At 61.0% G+C, this 17,137-nt stretch carries 17 protein-coding genes; 8 read left to right on the top strand and 9 right to left on the bottom strand.

The features are described 5' to 3' along the window. Positions 1–21: 21 nt before the first annotated feature. Complete coding sequence (locus tag N8H71_RS03170) at positions 22–555, bottom strand: tetratricopeptide repeat protein (protein WP_262192819.1); 534 nt, start codon at positions 553–555, stop codon at positions 22–24. Positions 556–712: 157 nt separating this feature from the next. Between N8H71_RS03170 and N8H71_RS03165 the strand changes: the two genes are divergently transcribed. From N8H71_RS03165 to nudC, 3 genes are all read left to right on the top strand, one after another. After that, entirely contained in the window at positions 713–1,486 is a 774-nt protein-coding gene (locus N8H71_RS03165; protein ID WP_262192818.1) for a class I SAM-dependent methyltransferase, read from the top strand. 195 nt (positions 1,487–1,681) lie between these two features. Further along, positions 1,682–2,494 carry a crotonase/enoyl-CoA hydratase family protein gene (locus N8H71_RS03160; protein WP_262192817.1) on the top strand — a complete coding sequence of 271 codons (813 nt, stop codon included), beginning with the start codon at positions 1,682–1,684 and terminating at the stop codon, positions 2,492–2,494. A gap of 6 nt (positions 2,495–2,500) precedes the next feature. Beyond that, positions 2,501–3,331 (top strand): NAD(+) diphosphatase, encoded by an 831-nt coding sequence (gene nudC / locus N8H71_RS03155; RefSeq protein WP_262192815.1) that lies wholly within the window; start codon positions 2,501–2,503, stop codon positions 3,329–3,331. Here nudC and N8H71_RS03150 read toward each other — a convergent pair. The 4 genes from N8H71_RS03150 to N8H71_RS03135 form a co-directional block, all read right to left on the bottom strand. Next, complete coding sequence (locus tag N8H71_RS03150; RefSeq protein WP_262192813.1) at positions 3,299–4,078, bottom strand: TSUP family transporter; 780 nt, start codon at positions 4,076–4,078, stop codon at positions 3,299–3,301. The two genes, nudC and N8H71_RS03150, sit on opposite strands and share 33 nt — an antisense overlap. Before the next feature lie 108 nt (positions 4,079–4,186). Continuing rightward, entirely contained in the window at positions 4,187–4,708 is a 522-nt protein-coding gene (locus N8H71_RS03145) for a hypothetical protein (protein WP_262192811.1), read from the bottom strand. A 231-nt stretch (positions 4,709–4,939) separates the two neighbouring features. Further along, positions 4,940–5,419: a DUF1348 family protein gene (locus N8H71_RS03140; RefSeq protein ID WP_115078041.1), complete on the bottom strand. Its 480-nt coding sequence runs from the start codon at positions 5,417–5,419 to the stop codon at positions 4,940–4,942. A gap of 52 nt (positions 5,420–5,471) precedes the next feature. After that, positions 5,472–6,038, bottom strand: coding sequence for a TetR/AcrR family transcriptional regulator (locus N8H71_RS03135; RefSeq protein ID WP_262192961.1), 567 nt, complete (start codon positions 6,036–6,038; stop codon positions 5,472–5,474). 205 nt (positions 6,039–6,243) lie between these two features. Here N8H71_RS03135 and pssA point away from each other — a divergent pair, with 205 nt between their 5' ends. After that, entirely contained in the window at positions 6,244–7,587 is a 1,344-nt protein-coding gene (pssA, locus tag N8H71_RS03130; protein ID WP_262192808.1) for a CDP-diacylglycerol--serine O-phosphatidyltransferase, read from the top strand. 150 nt (positions 7,588–7,737) lie between these two features. On the opposite strand, the gene efeO (N8H71_RS03125) is transcribed toward pssA, so the two are convergent. From efeO (N8H71_RS03125) to efeU, 4 genes are read right to left on the bottom strand one after another with little or no spacing between them, the layout of a single operon-like run. Continuing rightward, positions 7,738–8,562 carry an iron uptake system protein EfeO gene (gene efeO, locus N8H71_RS03125; protein WP_262192806.1) on the bottom strand — a complete coding sequence of 275 codons (825 nt, stop codon included), beginning with the start codon at positions 8,560–8,562 and terminating at the stop codon, positions 7,738–7,740. A 21-nt stretch (positions 8,563–8,583) separates the two neighbouring features. Beyond that, complete coding sequence (efeB, locus tag N8H71_RS03120) at positions 8,584–9,882, bottom strand: iron uptake transporter deferrochelatase/peroxidase subunit (RefSeq protein WP_262192804.1); 1,299 nt, start codon at positions 9,880–9,882, stop codon at positions 8,584–8,586. A 17-nt stretch (positions 9,883–9,899) separates the two neighbouring features. Then, a complete protein-coding gene (efeO, locus tag N8H71_RS03115; protein ID WP_262192802.1) occupies positions 9,900–11,099 on the bottom strand; it encodes an iron uptake system protein EfeO in 1,200 nt (399 codons plus the stop codon). A gap of 8 nt (positions 11,100–11,107) precedes the next feature. After that, positions 11,108–11,947: an iron uptake transporter permease EfeU gene (gene efeU, locus N8H71_RS03110; RefSeq protein WP_262192801.1), complete on the bottom strand. Its 840-nt coding sequence runs from the start codon at positions 11,945–11,947 to the stop codon at positions 11,108–11,110. A 179-nt stretch (positions 11,948–12,126) separates the two neighbouring features. On the opposite strand from efeU, the gene N8H71_RS03105 reads away from it, so the two are divergent. From N8H71_RS03105 to N8H71_RS03090, 4 genes are all read left to right on the top strand, one after another. After that, positions 12,127–13,143 (top strand): AraC family transcriptional regulator, encoded by a 1,017-nt coding sequence (locus tag N8H71_RS03105; protein WP_262192800.1) that lies wholly within the window; start codon positions 12,127–12,129, stop codon positions 13,141–13,143. A gap of 245 nt (positions 13,144–13,388) precedes the next feature. Further along, complete coding sequence (locus N8H71_RS03100) at positions 13,389–15,053, top strand: AMP-binding protein (RefSeq protein WP_262192799.1); 1,665 nt, start codon at positions 13,389–13,391, stop codon at positions 15,051–15,053. A gap of 15 nt (positions 15,054–15,068) precedes the next feature. Continuing rightward, a complete protein-coding gene (locus N8H71_RS03095; protein ID WP_085603435.1) occupies positions 15,069–15,830 on the top strand; it encodes an SDR family NAD(P)-dependent oxidoreductase in 762 nt (253 codons plus the stop codon). Between the two features lie 12 nt (positions 15,831–15,842). Then, positions 15,843–17,036 (top strand): acetyl-CoA C-acyltransferase, encoded by a 1,194-nt coding sequence (locus tag N8H71_RS03090; RefSeq protein WP_262192798.1) that lies wholly within the window; start codon positions 15,843–15,845, stop codon positions 17,034–17,036. The last annotated feature ends 101 nt before the right edge of the window (positions 17,037–17,137 follow it).

Genomic DNA, 17,137 nt, shown 5'->3' with positions numbered 1-17,137 from the left:
TGTTCGCCTCCGCGTGTCGTGTCAGGTTTTCGATGAATCGTTGATGGCTTCGGCCAGGTCCCGGTATTCCTCGCAGGTCGTGCCGCAGATCTTCTGGATGTGCTGCAACTGCTCCTGCGCCAGATCGACGCGACCCTTGATCACATAGGCTTCGCCCAGGTATTCGCGGACCTGCGCGTACTGCGGATCGAGTTTCACCGATTGCAGGTAATAACCGATGCCTTCGTCGGTGCGTCCCAGTTTGCGCGTCGCGTAACCGCGATAGTTGAGGGCCTTGGCAGTGTTCGGCTCTTTGAGCGTGTCGAGCAGCGCGAGCGCTTCTTCATATCGACCGTCTTTGGCCAGGCGATAGGCGTAGTCGGTACGGTCGGCATCCGGCACGAGGCTGCTGGTCTGTCTGACACATTTCTGTGTCTTACTGTCGAATACCTGGCCTTTCGGGCAGTTGGGTTTCTGGACCGGCTCGTCTTCATCGCCATGGGCGAGGGCCAGAGGGCTCGACAGCACCGCGGCCATCAGCAACGGGGCGGCGAACATAACGGAACGAAGGGTCATGGGCAAGGCTCCACAGTGGGTTGCGTTTGTCTTTGAACACCGCAGGGTGAAAATTTATTCATTGCTTTGTCAGGTGCCATTCAAGGAAAGCCCAAAATCGAGCGCTATGCTCGTGACGTCTGTCGCCGAACTGTCGTTCCACCCTGGGAGTTGCGCCATGAAAGATCAGGTTCATCACTCGGCCGCCGCCGGGTATAAAACCGCTGCCGACACCTACGTCAAAGGTCGACCGGACTACCCACCGGCCGTCACCGACTGGCTCACGGAAACGCTGGGCCTCGATGCGAACAAGACCGTTATCGACCTGGGCGCCGGCACCGGCAAGTTCACCGGACGGCTGGTGGCGACCGGGGCACAGGTGATCGCCGTGGAGCCGGTGGCGCAAATGCTGGACAAGCTCTCCGCCAGTTGGCCACAGGTGCTGGCCGTCAGTGCGATGGCGACGGATCTGCCCTTGCCCGACGCGTCGGTGGATGCGGTGGTCTGTGCTCAGGCCTTTCACTGGTTTGCCAGTACCGAGGCACTGGATGAAATCGCCCGAGTACTGAAACCGGGGGGCAAGCTCGGGTTGATCTGGAATCTGCGCGACACCAGCGTCGGCTGGGTGCCGAAACTCGACGCGATCGTCAATGCGCAGGAGGGCGACACCCCGCGTTATTACACCGGTGCGTGGCGCAAGGTGTTCCCGCATCCGGCGTTCGGGCCATTACAGGCAGAACACTTTCACCACGGTCACACAGGTGCGCCTGAGGATGTGATTTTCAACCGGGTGCGCTCCACCAGTTTCATCGCGGCTCTGCCGGATGCACAACGGGCACGGATCGATGAGCAGCTGCGGGCATTGATTGCGTCCGATCCGGAGCTGCGGGGCAGGGACGTGATAACCGTGCCTTACGAAACCGCAGCATTCGTGGCGGTAAAGGGACATTAGATTGGCGGCGCGGCTTATCGCCAGCAGGCTGGCTCCGACAGTTGAAATGCATTCCCCTGTGGGAGCCAGCCTGCTGGCGATTGGGCCATATGAGTCACATCGTCCCTCTGTTGAGTCCCGCATTTGGCCGAACCGCCGTGCTGATGCCTTGTTATAGTTCGGGCCTCATTTTCAGCCCGGTAAAGGATTTCTGCCATGACTCAATACTCCGCCTTCAGCGTCGAACTGGCCGACAACATCGCCCATGTGCAGATCAATCGTCCGGAAAAGATCAACTCCATGAACGCCGCGTTCTGGAGCGAAATCGTCGAGGTGTTCCAGTGGATCGACGACACCGACGAAGTGCGGGTGGTGGTGCTCAGCGGCGCCGGCAAACACTTCTCCTCGGGCATCGATCTGATGATGCTGGCCGGTGTGGCCAATGAACTGGGCAAGGACGTCGGCCGCAATGCGCGCCTGCTGCGCAAAAAGATCCTGACCCTGCAAGCGTCCTTCAATGCCGTCGACAATTGCCGTAAACCGGTCATCGCGGCGATCCAGGGTTACTGCCTGGGCGGCGCCATCGATCTGATCGCTGCCTGCGACATGCGCTACGCCGCCGAAGACGCACAATTCTCGATCAAGGAAATCGACATCGGCATGGCGGCCGACGTCGGCACCTTGCAACGGTTGCCACGGATCGTGGGTGACGGCATGCTGCGTGAGCTGGCTTACACCGGTCGCACCTTTGGCGCCGAAGAGGCGCGCAGCATTGGCCTGGTCAATCGCGTCTACAGCGACAAGGACAGCCTGATCGAAGGTGTGATGGACATCGCCCGCGACATCGCCGGCAAGTCGCCGATTGCGATCACCGGCACCAAGGAAATGATCAGCTACATGCGTGACCATCGCATCGACGATGGTCTCGATTACGTTGCCACCTGGAACGCCGCCATGCTGCAATCCAACGATTTGCGCGTGGCCATGGCTGCCCATATGAGCAAACAGAAACCCGAATTTCTGGATTGAGAAACCATGACACCTCGCTGGACCACTGCAGTACTGGACACCGATCAACCCGGCGGCTGGGCCGTGGCGCGCAGCCCCGAGGGTTTCCTGTTCGATGACAACGGCGCGCTGTTCCCACGGGAATGGCTCAAGCGTCAGGACTTGTCGATCCTTGCCGAGCACGGTATCGGTCATCTCGATGGTGAACCGGTGTATCTGCTGGAACTGCGCAGCACCAGCGAGGTGCCGGGTTGCAACTGGAAAGGCCTGCGGGCGTTCATGCTCGACGGCGATCACACGATCTACAAAGTGCTGGGTTATGCGGCGCAGATCGGGACGTGGGCGCGGGAACACCGTTTCTGCGGCAATTGCGGTCAGGCCATGACCCAGGTGCCACGGGAGCGGGCGATGTATTGCCAACCGTGCGATCTGCGCAGCTATCCGCGGATTTCGCCGAGCATGATCGTGCTGGTGACCCGTGGCGATGAAGTGCTGCTGGCGCGTTCACCGCGTTTCGTCACCGGGGTCTACAGCACGCTGGCCGGGTTTGCCGAACCGGGTGAGTCGGCCGAGGATTGCCTGATCCGCGAAGTGCGAGAGGAAGTGCAGATCGAGGTGAAGAACATTCAGTACATGGGCAGCCAGTGCTGGCCGTTTCCGCACTCGATGATGCTCGGCTTCCATGCCGAATACGCCGGTGGCGAGATTGTCTGTCAGGAAGACGAGATCGAAGACGCCCAGTGGTTCAACGTGCACAATCTGCCGCCGTTGCCGGCGTCCAAATCGATTGCCCGTTACCTGATCGACGTCTACGTGGCGCGGCGCTTAGGCCACGCTGAACCAGTGCTGCCAGGCTAGGCGCACGGTCAACCCCAGTACCACGGTGATGAACACCGGACGAATGAACTTGGCGCCGCCGCTGATCGCGGTGCGCGCCCCGAAGAATGCGCCGACCATCACCGACAGGCCCATGCTCAGGCCGATGATCCAGTCCACCTGCCCGGAAAACACGAACACCGACAGCGCCGCAATATTGCTGACGAAGTTCATGCTGCGCGCCACGCCGCTGGCCTTGACCAGATCGATCGGGTAGAGCAGCAGGCTGCTGACGGTCCAGAACGCGCCAGTGCCGGGGCCGGCCACGCCGTCGTAGAAACCGAGGCTGAAGCCCTGGGTCGATTGCCACTTTTTCTTGATCGGCGCGTCGCTGTCCAGCGGCGCTTTCGGCGTGCCACCAAACAACAGGTACAGGCCACAGGCGAAGACGATCACCGGCAGCATTTTGTTCAGCCATTCGGCGGGCAGGTAATGGGCGACGATGGCGCCGGTCAGCGCACCGACCAAAGTGCCGACAATCGCGTGCATCCACTGCTTGGGATGGAACAGCTTGCGTCGGTAGAAGGTGAAACTGGCGGTGGCCGAACCGAAGGTCGAACTCAGCTTGTTGGTGCCGAGCACCAGGTGCGGCGGCAGGCCGGCGGTGAGCAACGCAGGGGTGGTCAACAGACCGCCACCGCCGGCGATGGCGTCGATGAATCCGGCAATGAAAGCGACAAGGGTCAGAACGGCCAGGGTGGTGAGGTCAACGCTGAGTTCGAAAGGCATGGAATCGGCTTATTTCGGCAGGGCAGGAACGGGCGGTCATCATAGCTGTAACCCTTGTTCATCGCGACTTGGATCCTCATCAATCAAGCGCTGCCCGAGCGCAAGTCGCTACAAAATCCAGAACCAGACTTTGTTGATGAAATACGGCCCTTTGTTTCCAAACGGATCATTGGGAATGCCGAAGTGAACATCCAACCATTCATAGCCGGGTCGAATGATGCCTTTGAGGGTCAATGTTCTTGTCTTCGGATCGACATATTCCAGTCTGTACCAGACTTCGTCTTCACCTGTGCCTGGGTTGTATGCCCAAATCGTGCAAGTGATAAACGCGCGGAGCAGTGGATTGGAGGTTTTATCGCGATCAGTGGTGTGAAATTGTCGAGCCGTGGTGTCTTGCAGCGGGACAGCATTGGGAGCTTCAGCGTCGACGCTGAGCGTGAATTCTCCGTGCTGAATACGAAAACGTTCGGTGGCCAGATTCTGGCCCTGGTTTCTGCCACCAACCATGCGCGCGGCATAGTTGGAGTGATGGAGTACGACCGACATGGGGGTGTCGTAGTTGCGAGCAATCCAATGCTGGAAGTCGCCGGTGCTGAAATCACCATTTCGAATCAGGTTTTTTTGTGTCATGTCAGATGCTCACGTAAACAGTAGGAAGGGCAGTTGCTGTCCGCTTCGACCGGGCAACCTCTCTACGTGAATATCATTCGACGCATATCCCCTAGACGCTACTGTCACAACTGACAGTCCATAAGCACCGTTCGCGATAAGCAAGGCAGTCGGATGTGATTTCCAACTGCAGTTGGGTCAGCATGACGGCGGGAGCACCCGTGCTCCCGCCGATGACAGCTGGGTTTGCAGTTACAGGCCGAGCTCGGACAACCCCGGATGATCATCCGGGCGTCGGCCCAGCGGCCAGTGGAACTTGCGTTCGCTTTCCTTGATCGGCATGTCGTTGATGCAGGCGTAACGCTGGAACATCAGGCCGTTGTCATCGAACTCCCAGTTCTCGTTGCCGTAGGAACGGAACCAGTTACCCGAGTCGTCGTGCCATTCGTAGGCGTAGCGCACGGCGATGCGGGTGTCGGAGTAAGCCCAGAGTTCCTTGATCAGGCGGTAATCCAGTTCCTTGGCCCATTTGCGGGTCAGAAAGGCTTTGGCTTCTTCGCGGTTGTTGGCGAATTCGGCGCGGTTGCGCCATTTGGTGTCCAGGGTGTAGGCCAGCGACACGCGCTGCGGGTCGCGGGAGTTCCAGCCATCCTCGGCCAGACGAACTTTTTCAATGGCCGATTCACGGTTGAACGGTGGCAATGGCGGACGAACTTCGGCTGCAGTAGACATATTTGTTTCCCCACTGATTAAAGTTGAACAACTTGTCAGGCTTATTAAGGCGTTACAGCTCCAATAACTTTCGCGCCATGCATTGCGCATTATCGGCAGCACTGTGATCACCCATCACAAGCGCTACGGTAATGGCGCCGTCAATCAGGATCAGCAGCTGCTTGGCCAACAGCTGCGGGTCCTCGGCCCCATGTTCGGTACACAGCTCGCACAGGTAGTCGAGCAGTTTCTGTTTGTGGTCTTTGGCGACCAGGCGAACCGGATCCTCGGGATCGCCGGTCTCACCGCTGGTATTGATGAAGGCGCAGCCCCGGAAGCCTTCCGAGGCGAACCAGCCCTTGAGCACGGTAAACAGATTGAGCAGGCGGTCGGCCGGGGTTTCGGCCTGATCGACGGCGCTTCTGTACCAGTGCATCCAGCGCACGTCGCGGCGTTGCAGGGCGGCGACGGTCAACTCCTCCTTGTTGGCGAAGTAGCGGTAAATACTCTTTCTGGAAACGCCGGCGGTTTTCACCAGAAGATCCATACCGGTGGCAGCGATGCCACTTTTGTAGATCAACTTTTCGGTGACATCCAGGATGATGTCTCGGGTCGTGTCGTTGCTTGTGATTTCGTTCATGTGGCGAACAGTAGAACGATCGTTCTCCTTGGTCAAGCGCTGATTTTGAAATGGCTTTCGCGAGCAGGCTCGCTCCCACATTGGAAATGTGATTCACGTGGGAATCAGGCGGCTGGCGATGAAGTCATTACAGACACTCACAAGACCCGAAGGAGTTGATGGTGTAAGCTCTCGGGTTCTTCGGATTCGACCCATTGCGAGCCCTATGCCGTTGCTTTTCAAACGCTCTCTGCTGCCCAAACTGCGCAGCTTTCCGCTGACCGCCGAGGCCGTGACGATCCTGCCCGGCGCCGCCGATTTCCGTCGTTGCCTGCTGGAGAAAATTGCCCAGGCGACCCAGCGCATCTACCTCGTCGCGCTTTATCTGCAAAACGATGAAGCCGGCCAGGAAGTCCTCGATGCCTTGCACGCTGCCAAACTCAAGCGTCCCGAGCTTGAAATCGCGGTGGTCGTCGACTGGCTGCGGGCCCAGCGTGGCTTGATCGGCGCTGGCAAACAGCCGGGCAACTCGGCGTGGTATCAGGAAATGACCCGCACCCACCAGAGCGTGGTGCCGGTCTACGGCGTGCCGGTGCAGACCCGCGAGCTGTTCGGCGTGCTGCACCTCAAAGGCTTCGTGATCGACGATTGCGTGGTCTACAGCGGTGCGAGCCTGAACAACGTCTACCTGCACAAGTTCGACAAGTATCGCTTCGACCGTTATCACGTGTTGCAGAGCCGCGAACTGGCGGACTCGATGCACCATCTGGTCAAGCACGGCCTGATCGAATCGAAGGCGGTGCATCGCCTCGACCTGCCGAACCTGCCGACCACCCGCAGCCTGCGCAACGACATCGGCGATCTGCGCAGCCGGCTCAAATATGCGGCCTACGACACCAGCGCGGGCAGCACGGCGCATATTGGCCTGTCGGTCAGTCCGTTACTCGGTGTGGGCAAGAACAACACGCTGAACCGGGTGATTCTGGAGCTGATCGCCAGCGCCCAGAAGCAACTGACCATCTGCACGCCGTACTTCAACCTGCCGCTGGGGGTGATCCGCGAGATCAACCGGGCGCTGGCGCGCGGCGTGAAGATCGACATCGTGGTCGGCGACAAGACGGCCAACGACTTCTACATCCCGCCGAGCGAGCCGTTCAAGGTGATCGCCGCGCTGCCGTATCTCTACGAGATCAGCCTGCGCCGTTTCGCCAAGCGTCATCAGCGCAACATCGACAGCGGCCAGTTGAACCTGCACCTGTGGCGTGAAGGCGACAACAGCTATCACCTCAAGGGCATGTGGATCGACCAGCGCTACACGCTGCTGACCGGCAACAACCTCAATCCACGGGCGTTCCGTCTCGATCTGGAAAACGCCTTGCTGATCGATGACCCGAAAGGCGAGTGGCTGGAACCGCGCCGCGTGGAGCTGGAGAACATCTTCGTTCACACCACACGGATTGCGCGTTTCCAGGATCTGGAAGCCTTGCCGGATTACCCGGCCGGGGTGGCCAAGTTCCTCAAGCGCGTGAGCCGGGTGCGGGTCGAGCGGTTGCTGTACCGGATTCTGTAAGGCACAGAATTTTCAGCGCCGCTAAAAATGCCTTCGCGAGCAAGCTCGCTCCCACATTGGATCTTCGCTGAGCACAATTTCTGTGTTCAACAAAGACCTGGTGTGGGAGCGAGCTTGCTCGCGAAAGGGGTAGAGCAGGCGCTACAAGTCTCAGTTCAGACCAAGCTTGCCACGCAGCGTCGACAGGTCTTCGGCCAGGGTATTGACCGGACCGACCAGCGCCTTGCGGTCGTTGTCCTTCACCTTGTCGTAAGTCTCGAAACCGCCGTCCTTGGTCTTGTACTTGGCCAGGATCTTGTCCACGGTGGCGAAGTTCTTGTCGACTTTGGCGACGAAGGCCTTGTCCTGTTTCTCGATCTGCGGACGGAACAGGTCGACGATTTTCTTCGCGCCGTCGATGTTGCCCTGGAAGTCGTACAGGTCGGTGTGGCTGTAGCGGTCTTCTTCACCGGAAATCTTGGTCGCGGCGACTTCTTCAAGCAGCGCAGCGGCGCCGCCGACGACTTTTTCCGGCGGGAAGGTCAGGCCGGCGACGCGGGTCTGCAGGTCTTTCACGTCTTTGTTCAGGCCATCGGCCAGGGCGTCGAGATCCTTGGTGCTCTTTTCCGAGAACAGCGAGTATTCGATGCGGTGGAAACCGGTGAAGTCTTCGGCTTTCACGCCTTGCTCGTGGTCATCGACGCGGGAGTCGATGGAGGCGTCGAGGTCGCTGAACAACTCGGCGATCGGCTCGATCGACTCGTAATAGACGCGGGTCGGCGCGTAGAGCTTTTGCGCGGTGGCCAGGTCGCCTTTTTTCACCGCGTCGGTGAACTGCTGGGTGTGGCTGGCCAGTTCATCCAGTTGTTCGGTGACGTAGATCTTGTAGTCCGACACCGGCCCCACCAGATCCAGTGGCGCAGTCGCGGCGAACGCCGACAGCGGGGAGTTGAGCAAACCAAGGGTCAGCAATAACGCGAGTGGCGTCTTTTTCATGGGGGCGGCTCCTGTTGAATGCTATGCAGTTGTTTTTGGTTGAGTAGCGTTGAGCAGCGAGCGACCGATGAAGTCCTTGTCGCCCGTGACACCCGGCAGGGTGAAGAAGTAACCGCCGCCGACCGGCTTGAGGTATTCCTCCAGCGGCTCGCCGTTGAGGCGGGTCTGCACGGTGATGAAGCCTTTTTCCAGGTCGGCCTGGTAACAGATGAACAGCAGGCCCATGTCGAGCTGGCCGTTCTTGTTCACGCCGTTGGAGTAGTTGAACGGCCGGCGCAGGATCAGGTTGGCCTGACTCGCTGTGGTGCGCGGGTTGGCCAGGCGGATGTGTGCGTCGAGCTTGGTCAGCTTGCCTTCCGGGTCCTTGCTGTAATCCGGCACCTCGGTCTCATGGCTGGCGCCCATCGGCGCGCCGGTGGTTTTGACCCGGCCGATGATGCTTTCCTGTTCCTGCAATGGCGTGCGGTCCCAGCGTTCGACGAAGTTGCGGATGATCCGCACCGCCTGATAACTGCCGTGGGCCGCCCAGGCCGGTTCGTCACTGCCCGGTTGCACCCAGACGATGCGATCCATGGCCTTGCCGTCGTTGGAATCCGGGTTGGCCGAACCGTCGCGGAAACCCAGAAAGTTGCGCGCCGATTGCGCCGGCACACCGGGTTTGGCCGGGGCTTGCGGCGGCACGCTGCCTTCCTGTTTCCAGCGCACCAGCAGCAAGTCCGGCAGGTTTTTCACGATGTCGCGCAGGGCGTGGATGTTGGTGTCTGCGGTGTTGGAGCAGAACTGCAGGCTCAGGTCACCGTGGCAGCAATCGGCTTCCAGCGCATCGTTGGGGAAGCCGACCATGCGCACCAGACGCTTGGGTTTGGCGGACGCGAGCCCGAAGCGCTCGTCGAACAATGATTCGCCGACAGACACGGTGATGGTCAGGTTGTCCGGCGTCACCACCGGGCCGAGGATGCCGGAGTCCGGCGGCGGCAATTTCGGATCGATCTGCGCCACCGGGCCGCCCCTCATCAGGAACGCGATGCGCTCGTTGAGGGTGCGGAACAGGCGTTCGAGGTCTTCACGGTCGCTGGCCAGCACATCGAACGACACCAGCATGCCGGCCGCCGGGCGCGGGGTGACGATGCCGCTCTGATGTACGCCATGAAAGTCGTGGTGATCCTGGGTCTTGTCGCTGCTCGGCGCTTCGGTGACTTGCGCAGGCGCGGCGGCCATTGCCGGGCAGCTCAACGCCGTGCCGGCCAGTGCGACACCGGCGGCGCCCATGCCCATCAGTACGCGGCGACGTTGCAGGTTGAAGTGTTCGGAATCGTTCATCGGTATTCGTCTTCTGCTTACAGGCCGGAGAGGCCGAGGGCGGGATCAATGGCGTCGAGGGCGTCGGCCAGGGCCTTGGCCTTGTCGGCGATCTGCTTGCGTTGCTCACCGTTGACGGTGTCGTAACTGGCGTAGCCGTCCTTGACCTTGAAGCTGTTCAGGGTGTTGTCGAAGTCAGTCAGCGCGCTGTCGATTTTCGGCAGCAGGTCGGCGGCGGATTTGCTCAGCAACGGGCGCAGCAGTTCGACGACTTTGTGCGCGGTTTCCTGATTGGCCGCGAAGCCGTTGAGATCGCTGTGGCTGTAGCGTTCCTCTTCGCCGCTGGCGGCGCGCACGTCGGCGAGGGTGTTGAGGTTGCGCACGACGATTTCCACCAGTTGCTCTGGTGGCAGCGACTGGGCCAGCAGCTGTTGTTTCAGCGTGGTGACGTTGTCGAGCAAGCCTTGGGCAATTGGCGTCAGGCCATCGAGTTTGCGTTGCTGGAACAGCGCGAATTCGAGGCGGTGGAAACCGACGAAGGCCGGATCCTGCTCGCGTTTTTCGAAGTAATCGGCGCGGGCGTTGATGCTGTTGTCCAGCTCGGCCAGCCGTTGTGCGGCCGGGGCCAGATGCTGATACGCGGTGCGGGCCGGCAAATACAACGCCTGGGCCTGGGCCAGATCGCCGCTGTCGATGGCTTGATTCAGTGCCGTTACGGCTTTGATCAGCGCGCTGCCCTGGCTGGCTAGATAAACCCGGAACTCCGACAGCGGCCCGACAAAGGCAACCATCGACGGCTTGGCCTTGGCGGCGGCATCCGAAGCGGCGGTTGGTGTCACGTGCAGGGTGCCGCGCGGGTTGCTCAACAGACCGCAGGTGATGGCGTAGTCGCCGGGCTGCAGGTTGGCGTTGATCACCTGGCTCAGGCCCGGCGCGATGTTCTCGCGCTCTTCGATCACCAGCACGCCATCGAGGATTTCCCATTCCACCGCCCGGTCGGAGCGGTTGACGATGCGGAAACTGGCGCGTCCGGCCGGCACCGTCAGGGCGTTCGGTTCGCAACTGTGCGGATGGATGTTCACCACCACTTCGTCACGGTTGTGCTGACGTTTGGCGGCGGCCATTTTCGAGGCGTAGTAGAACAGACCGCCGGCGGCGATCATCACGATCACCGAGCCGGCCACCGCCCAGCGCAAGGCGCGGGGAGGGGAGGCTTGAGGAATATCAGGCTTTGACATGAAGGCCCTTATTGGTTGGAAACGGAAGACGATTGGGCAGCAGGCTTGCGCGCCGGCATGAAAAACATCACCAGCGCCACCAGCAGATAAATCAGGTACGCGCCGAGGGTGCTGACGGTCGGTGCGTCCTGATAACCGAACATGCCGGCCAGCACCGAGCCCAGCGGGCCATCCATCGGCAGCGTCGCGCTGAAGTCGAAGAGCACGGTTTGCAGGTGGTTCCACACCCCGGCTTCATGCAGGGCCTGCACCGAGTTGGCGAGAATCCCGGCGGCGACGACGAGGATGAACAGCCCGGTCCAGCGGAAGAACGCCGACAGGTTCAAACGCATGCTGCCGCTGTAGATCAGGAAGCCAACGATGATCGCCAGAATCAGGCCGAGCAGGGCGCCGATCGGCGCGGCCGGGCCTTCGCTCTGCTGGAACACGGCGAGCAAAAAGAACACTGTTTCCAGCCCTTCCCGGGCCACGGCGAAAAACACCATGGCGATCAGCGCGATGACCTGATGCTTCGACGCAGTCAGCGCATGATCGAGGGAGGCTTGCAGGGAGTGCTTGATCGAACGCGCCACTTTGCGCATCCAGAACACCATCGAGCTGAGAATGCCCACCGCCACCAGCCCGACCACGCCTTCGAACAGTTCCTGCTGTTTTTGCGGGAATTCGGCGCTGACCAGTTCCAGGCCACCACCGACCAGCAACGCCAGCGCAGCGGCGAGAAACACCCCGATCCACACCGCCGGCATCCACTGGCCACGGCCGGTCTGTTGCAGGTAGCTGGCGATGATGCCAACGATCAGCGCGGCTTCGATGCCTTCGCGCAACATGATCAAAAAGGGAACGAGCATTCGACGATCACTGTGTAACGAAATGAGGTTACAAGTTGTAACATAATGAAAGTCATTCTCACATGGCATCCATTGACATTAACCTGAACCTAAGCTGAACGAGTCTGAACATCCACGTCGCCCAGCCAGCTGCGCTAAGATGCCCGCCACTCGAACAACAACAGGATTACGCGGGTTCCATGTCGGAAAAAGACACCATCGCCATTCAACTGGTGCGCGAAGCACTGCTGCAAAGTTGTGCCCCGGGCGTGGCCACGGAAGAGGTCTTGAGCAAGGTCGGGATCGATCCGGCGCTGCTGGTCACCGATGACGTCCGCGTGCCGGCCAGCCAGTACGCGCGGTTGTGGCGCCTGCTGGCCCGGCGCGGCGATGACGAGTTCTTTGGCATGGACCCGCGCAAGCTCAAATCCGGCAGCCTGGAATTCCTCTGCCGCAGCGCCATGGCCCAGCCGAACCTGGCGGCCGGGCTGAGCAGTGGTCTGAATTTCCTGTCGTTGATGCTTGAACGCATGCCGGCGCAACTCGTGCACCAGCAGAGTCTGGCGGAAATCGTGCTGCTGGAAGACGACCCGGAACCGCGCCGCGCCTTCACCTATTTCACTTACTGGATGATCGTCCACGGCGTGGCATGCTGGCTGGCGGGGCGGCGGATTCCGATCCTGGCCATCGAATTGCGCTGCCCGGCGCCGGATTTCTGCGATGACTATCGGGTGATGTTCTCCGAGAACCTGCGCTTCGCCCGGCCGCGCACGCGGATGATCTTCGCCGCTGACGTGCTGGATCTGCCGATCAAGCGCAGCGCCGAGGAGTTGAAACGCTTTCTCGCCCATGCGCCGGCCAACATTCTGGTGAAGTACCGCGACCCGGAAAGCCTTGCGAGCCGGATCAAGCAGGATCTGCGTCAGTTGTCCGCCGAACAGTGGCCGGAAACCGATGCGCTGGCCCAGCAGTTGTGCATGTCGGCTTCGACCCTGCGCCGGCGTCTGGCCGAAGAAGGGCAGACTTATCAGGGGTTGAAGGACAGCGTGCGCAAGGAACTGGCGATTACCTGGCTGGCGGAGCCTTCGATCAGTTTTGCCGAGATCGCCGCACGGTTGGGGTTTGCCGATGCGAGTTCGTTCTACAAGGCGTTTCGCAAGTGGTCGGGGACCAATCCTGGGCATTACCGGAGCCTGATTCTCAACGAAGCAGACTGATTCGATTATTGCGGTGATTGATCTTGCCTCTTCGCGAGCAAGCTCGCTCCCACAAATTGGAATGCATCTCTGTGGGAGCGAGCTTGCTCGCGAAAGCGTCCGCTCAGGCGCTGGATGACCTGAACCTTGGCCAAACCAGTCATCCATCTTGATGGCTTTGACCATTGCCCCGCACCCCGCATGGCGCGAGTATTCCTCTGTTGTTTACGGTTCCCCAACCTAATAAGAACAGAGGGATTCTGGCAATGCGCGATTACTTGTCTGCCACCGCACAGTTTGATTATCAGCACACCGTGGACGCCGCGCTCAGCGGCACGCTCGAGGCGCTCAACGCCTGCGTCGAATGTTGTGACCGTCACGCCTTGCCGGGGCGCATTGCGCTGTTCTGGGAGGGCCGCGACGGTGCCAGTGCGACGTACACCTTCAGCGACCTGCAGGACAAAGCCGCGCGTTTCGCCAATTTCCTTCTCGCCCAAGGCGTGCAGAAGGGCGACAAGGTCGCCGGCCTGCTGCCGCGTAACATCGAATTGCTGATCACCGTGTTCGCCACCTGGCGCATCGGCGCGGTGTATCAACCGCTGTTCACCGCGTTCGGCCCCAAAGCCCTCGAACATCGCCTGAACAGCTCCGGCGCGAAAGTGGTGGTGACCGACGCGGTCAACCGGCCGAAACTCAGCGAAGTCGCCGATTGCCCGACGCTGGTCACTGTCGGCGGTCCGAAAGGCCAGGGCATCGTCCGTGGCGATTTCAGTTTCTGGGCCGAGCTGCCCAACCATTCCAATGTCTGCGAACCGGTGATGCTGACCGGCGAAGACCCGTTCCTGCTGATGTTCACCTCGGGCACCACCGGCCCGTCGAAAGCGCTGTCGGTGCCGCTCAAGGCCGTCGTGGCATTCCAGAGCTACACCCGCGATGCCGTCGATCTGCGCCCGGAAGATTCATTCTGGAACGTCGCCGATCCGGGCTGGGCCTACGGCATTTATTTCGGCGTCACCGGCCCATTGTCGATGGGCCATCCGATCACGTTCTACGATGGCCCGTTCACCCTCGAAAGCACCTGCCGGGTGATCAACAAGTACGGCATCACCAACCTCACCGGTTCACCCACGGCGTATCGCCTGTTGATTGCCGGCGGTGATGATTTCGCCAAATCGATCAAGGGCAAGCTGCGCATCGTCAGCAGCGCCGGCGAGCCGTTGAATCCGGAAGTGATTCGCTGGTTCGCCGACAACCTCGGCGTGGTCATTCACGACCACTACGGTCAGACCGAGCTGGGCATGGTCCTGTGCAACCACCATGGCCTCGAACACCCGATCCACCTCGGCGCTGCCGGTTTCGCTTCGCCGGGCCATCGCATCGTGGTGCTCGACGAGCAGAACAACGAACTCGGCGTCGGCCAGCCCGGCATCCTTGCCATCGATCGCACGCAATCGCCGATGTGCTGGTTCGCCGGGTATGAAGGCGCGCCGACCAAAGCCTTCGTCGGCAATTACTACCTGAGCGGCGACACCGTCGAGTGGAACCCGGACGGCAGCATCAGCTTCGTCGGCCGCAGCGATGACGTGATCACCACTTCCGGCTACCGGGTCGGCCCGTTCGACGTGGAAAGCGCGCTGATCGAGCACCCGGCGGTGGTCGAAGCCGCCGTGGTCGGCAAGCCGGATCCCGAGCGCACCGAACTGGTCAAAGCCTTCGTCGTGCTCAACCCGCAATACCGCGCCGAACCGGCGCTGGCCGAAGAACTGCGCCAACACGTGCGCAAACGTCTGGCCGCGCATTCGTACCCTCGTGAAATCGAATTTGTCAGTGAGTTGCCGAAAACCCCGAGCGGCAAATTGCAGCGCTTTATCTTGCGCAACCAGGAAATCGCCAAGGCTCAAGAGGCCGCGGCGCACAACGTTTCAGCTTGAATCAGGAAGTCAGTCATGCAGATCGAGAACAAGGTTTTTATCGTCACCGGCGGCGCATCCGGCCTGGGTGCCGCCACCGCTGAATTGCTGGTGAGCGCCGGCGCCAAAGTGATGCTGGTGGACATGAACGCCGACGCCGTCGCCGCCCAGGCCCAGCGCCTCGGTGCGCAGAGCGTGGTGGCCGACATCAGCAACGAAGCCGCCGCCGAAGCCGCCGTGCAGGCAACGGTAAAAGCCTTCGGCAGCCTCAATGGCCTGGTGAACTGCGCCGGCATCGTTCGCGGCGAGAAGATCCTCGGCAAGAACGGCCCGCATGCCTTGTCCAGCTTCGCTCAGGTGATCAACGTCAACCTGATCGGCAGCTTCAACATGCTGCGTCTGGCAGCGGCAGCGATTGCCGAAAGCGAAGCCAACGCCGACGGCGAACGCGGCGTGATCATCAACACCGCCTCCGTTGCGGCGTTCGACGGCCAGATCGGCCAGGCCGCGTATTCCGCCTCCAAAGGCGCGATCGCCAGCCTGACCCTGCCTGCCGCCCGTGAACTGGCGCGCTTCGGCATCCGCGTGATGACCATCGCCCCGGGCATCTTCGAAACCCCGATGATGGCCGGCATGACCCCGGAAGTGCGCGACTCGCTGGCCGCCGGCGTACCGTTCCCGCCGCGTCTGGGCAAACCTGCCGAGTACGCTGCGCTGGTGCGGCATATCATTGAAAACAGCATGCTCAACGGTGAGGTGATCCGTCTCGACGGTGCCTTGCGCATGGCCGCCAAATAAGGAGGATTTCTCATGACCATCTCCAACGATCCGATTGTCATCGTCAGCGCCGTCCGCACCCCGATGGGCGGTTTTCAGGGCGAGCTGAAAAGCCTGACCGCGCCACAACTCGGAGCTGCCGCGATCAAGGCTGCGGTCGAACGCGCCGGTATTGCCGCCGATGCGGTCGATGAAGTGCTGTTCGGCTGCGTACTGCCGGCCGGACTCGGCCAGGCGCCTGCGCGTCAGGCTGCGCTGGGCGCGGGGCTGGATAAATCCACCCGCTGCACCACGGTCAACAAAATGTGCGGCTCGGGCATGGAAACCACCATTCTGGCCCACGACATGCTGCTGGCCGGCAGCGCCGATGTGGTGATCGCCGGCGGCATGGAAAGCATGTCGAACTCGCCGTATTTGCTGGACCGCGCCCGTGCCGGTTACCGCATGGGCCACGGCCGGGTGCTGGATTCGATGTTCCTCGACGGCCTCGAAGACGCCTACGACAAGGGCCGCCTGATGGGCACTTTCGCCGAGGATTGCGCTGAAACCAACGACTTCAGCCGCGAGGCTCAGGACGCTTTCGCCATTGCCTCGACCACCCGCGCCCAGCAGGCGATCAAGGACGGCAGCTTCAAGGCCGAGATCGTTCCGCTGACCGTGACCGTCGGCAAAGAACAAGTGGTCATCAGCAACGACGAGCAACCGCCAAAAGCCAAACTGGACAAGATCGCTTCGCTGAAGCCGGCGTTCCGTGAGGGCGGCACCGTGACCGCTGCCAACTCCAGTTCGATCTCCGACGGTGCTGCTGCGCTGGTGCTGATGCGCCAGTCGCAAGCCCAGAAACAGGGGCTGAAACCGCTGGCAGTGATTCACGGCCACGCCGCGTTTGCCGATACCCCGGGCCTGTTCCCGGTGGCGCCGATTGGCGCGATCAAGAAGCTGATGAAGAAAACCGGCTGGTCGCTGGATCAGGTCGATCTGTTCGAAGTCAACGAGGCCTTCGCCGTGGTCGGCATGGCGGCGATGACCCACCTGGAAATTCCTCACGACAAGCTCAACATCCACGGTGGCGCTTGCGCCCTGGGCCATCCGATCGGTGCGTCCGGCGCACGTATTCTGGTGACCTTGCTCTCGGCCCTGCGCCAGAAAGGCCTGAAACGCGGCGTCGCGGCGATCTGCATCGGCGGCGGCGAAGCCACGGCGATGGCCGTGGAATGCCTTAGTTAAAGCGGACGACAAACACTGTGGGAGCGAGCTTGCTCGCGAAAGCGGTATGTCATTCAGTTACTTGTTAACTGACAGGACGCCTTCGCGAGCAAGCTCGCTCC

The organism is Pseudomonas koreensis (assembly GCF_025447595.1).
GTDB lineage: Bacteria > Pseudomonadota > Gammaproteobacteria > Pseudomonadales > Pseudomonadaceae > Aquipseudomonas > Aquipseudomonas koreensis_H.
Note: the sequence above shows the minus strand (reverse complement) of the source record. Positions and strands in the feature narration are given on the sequence as shown.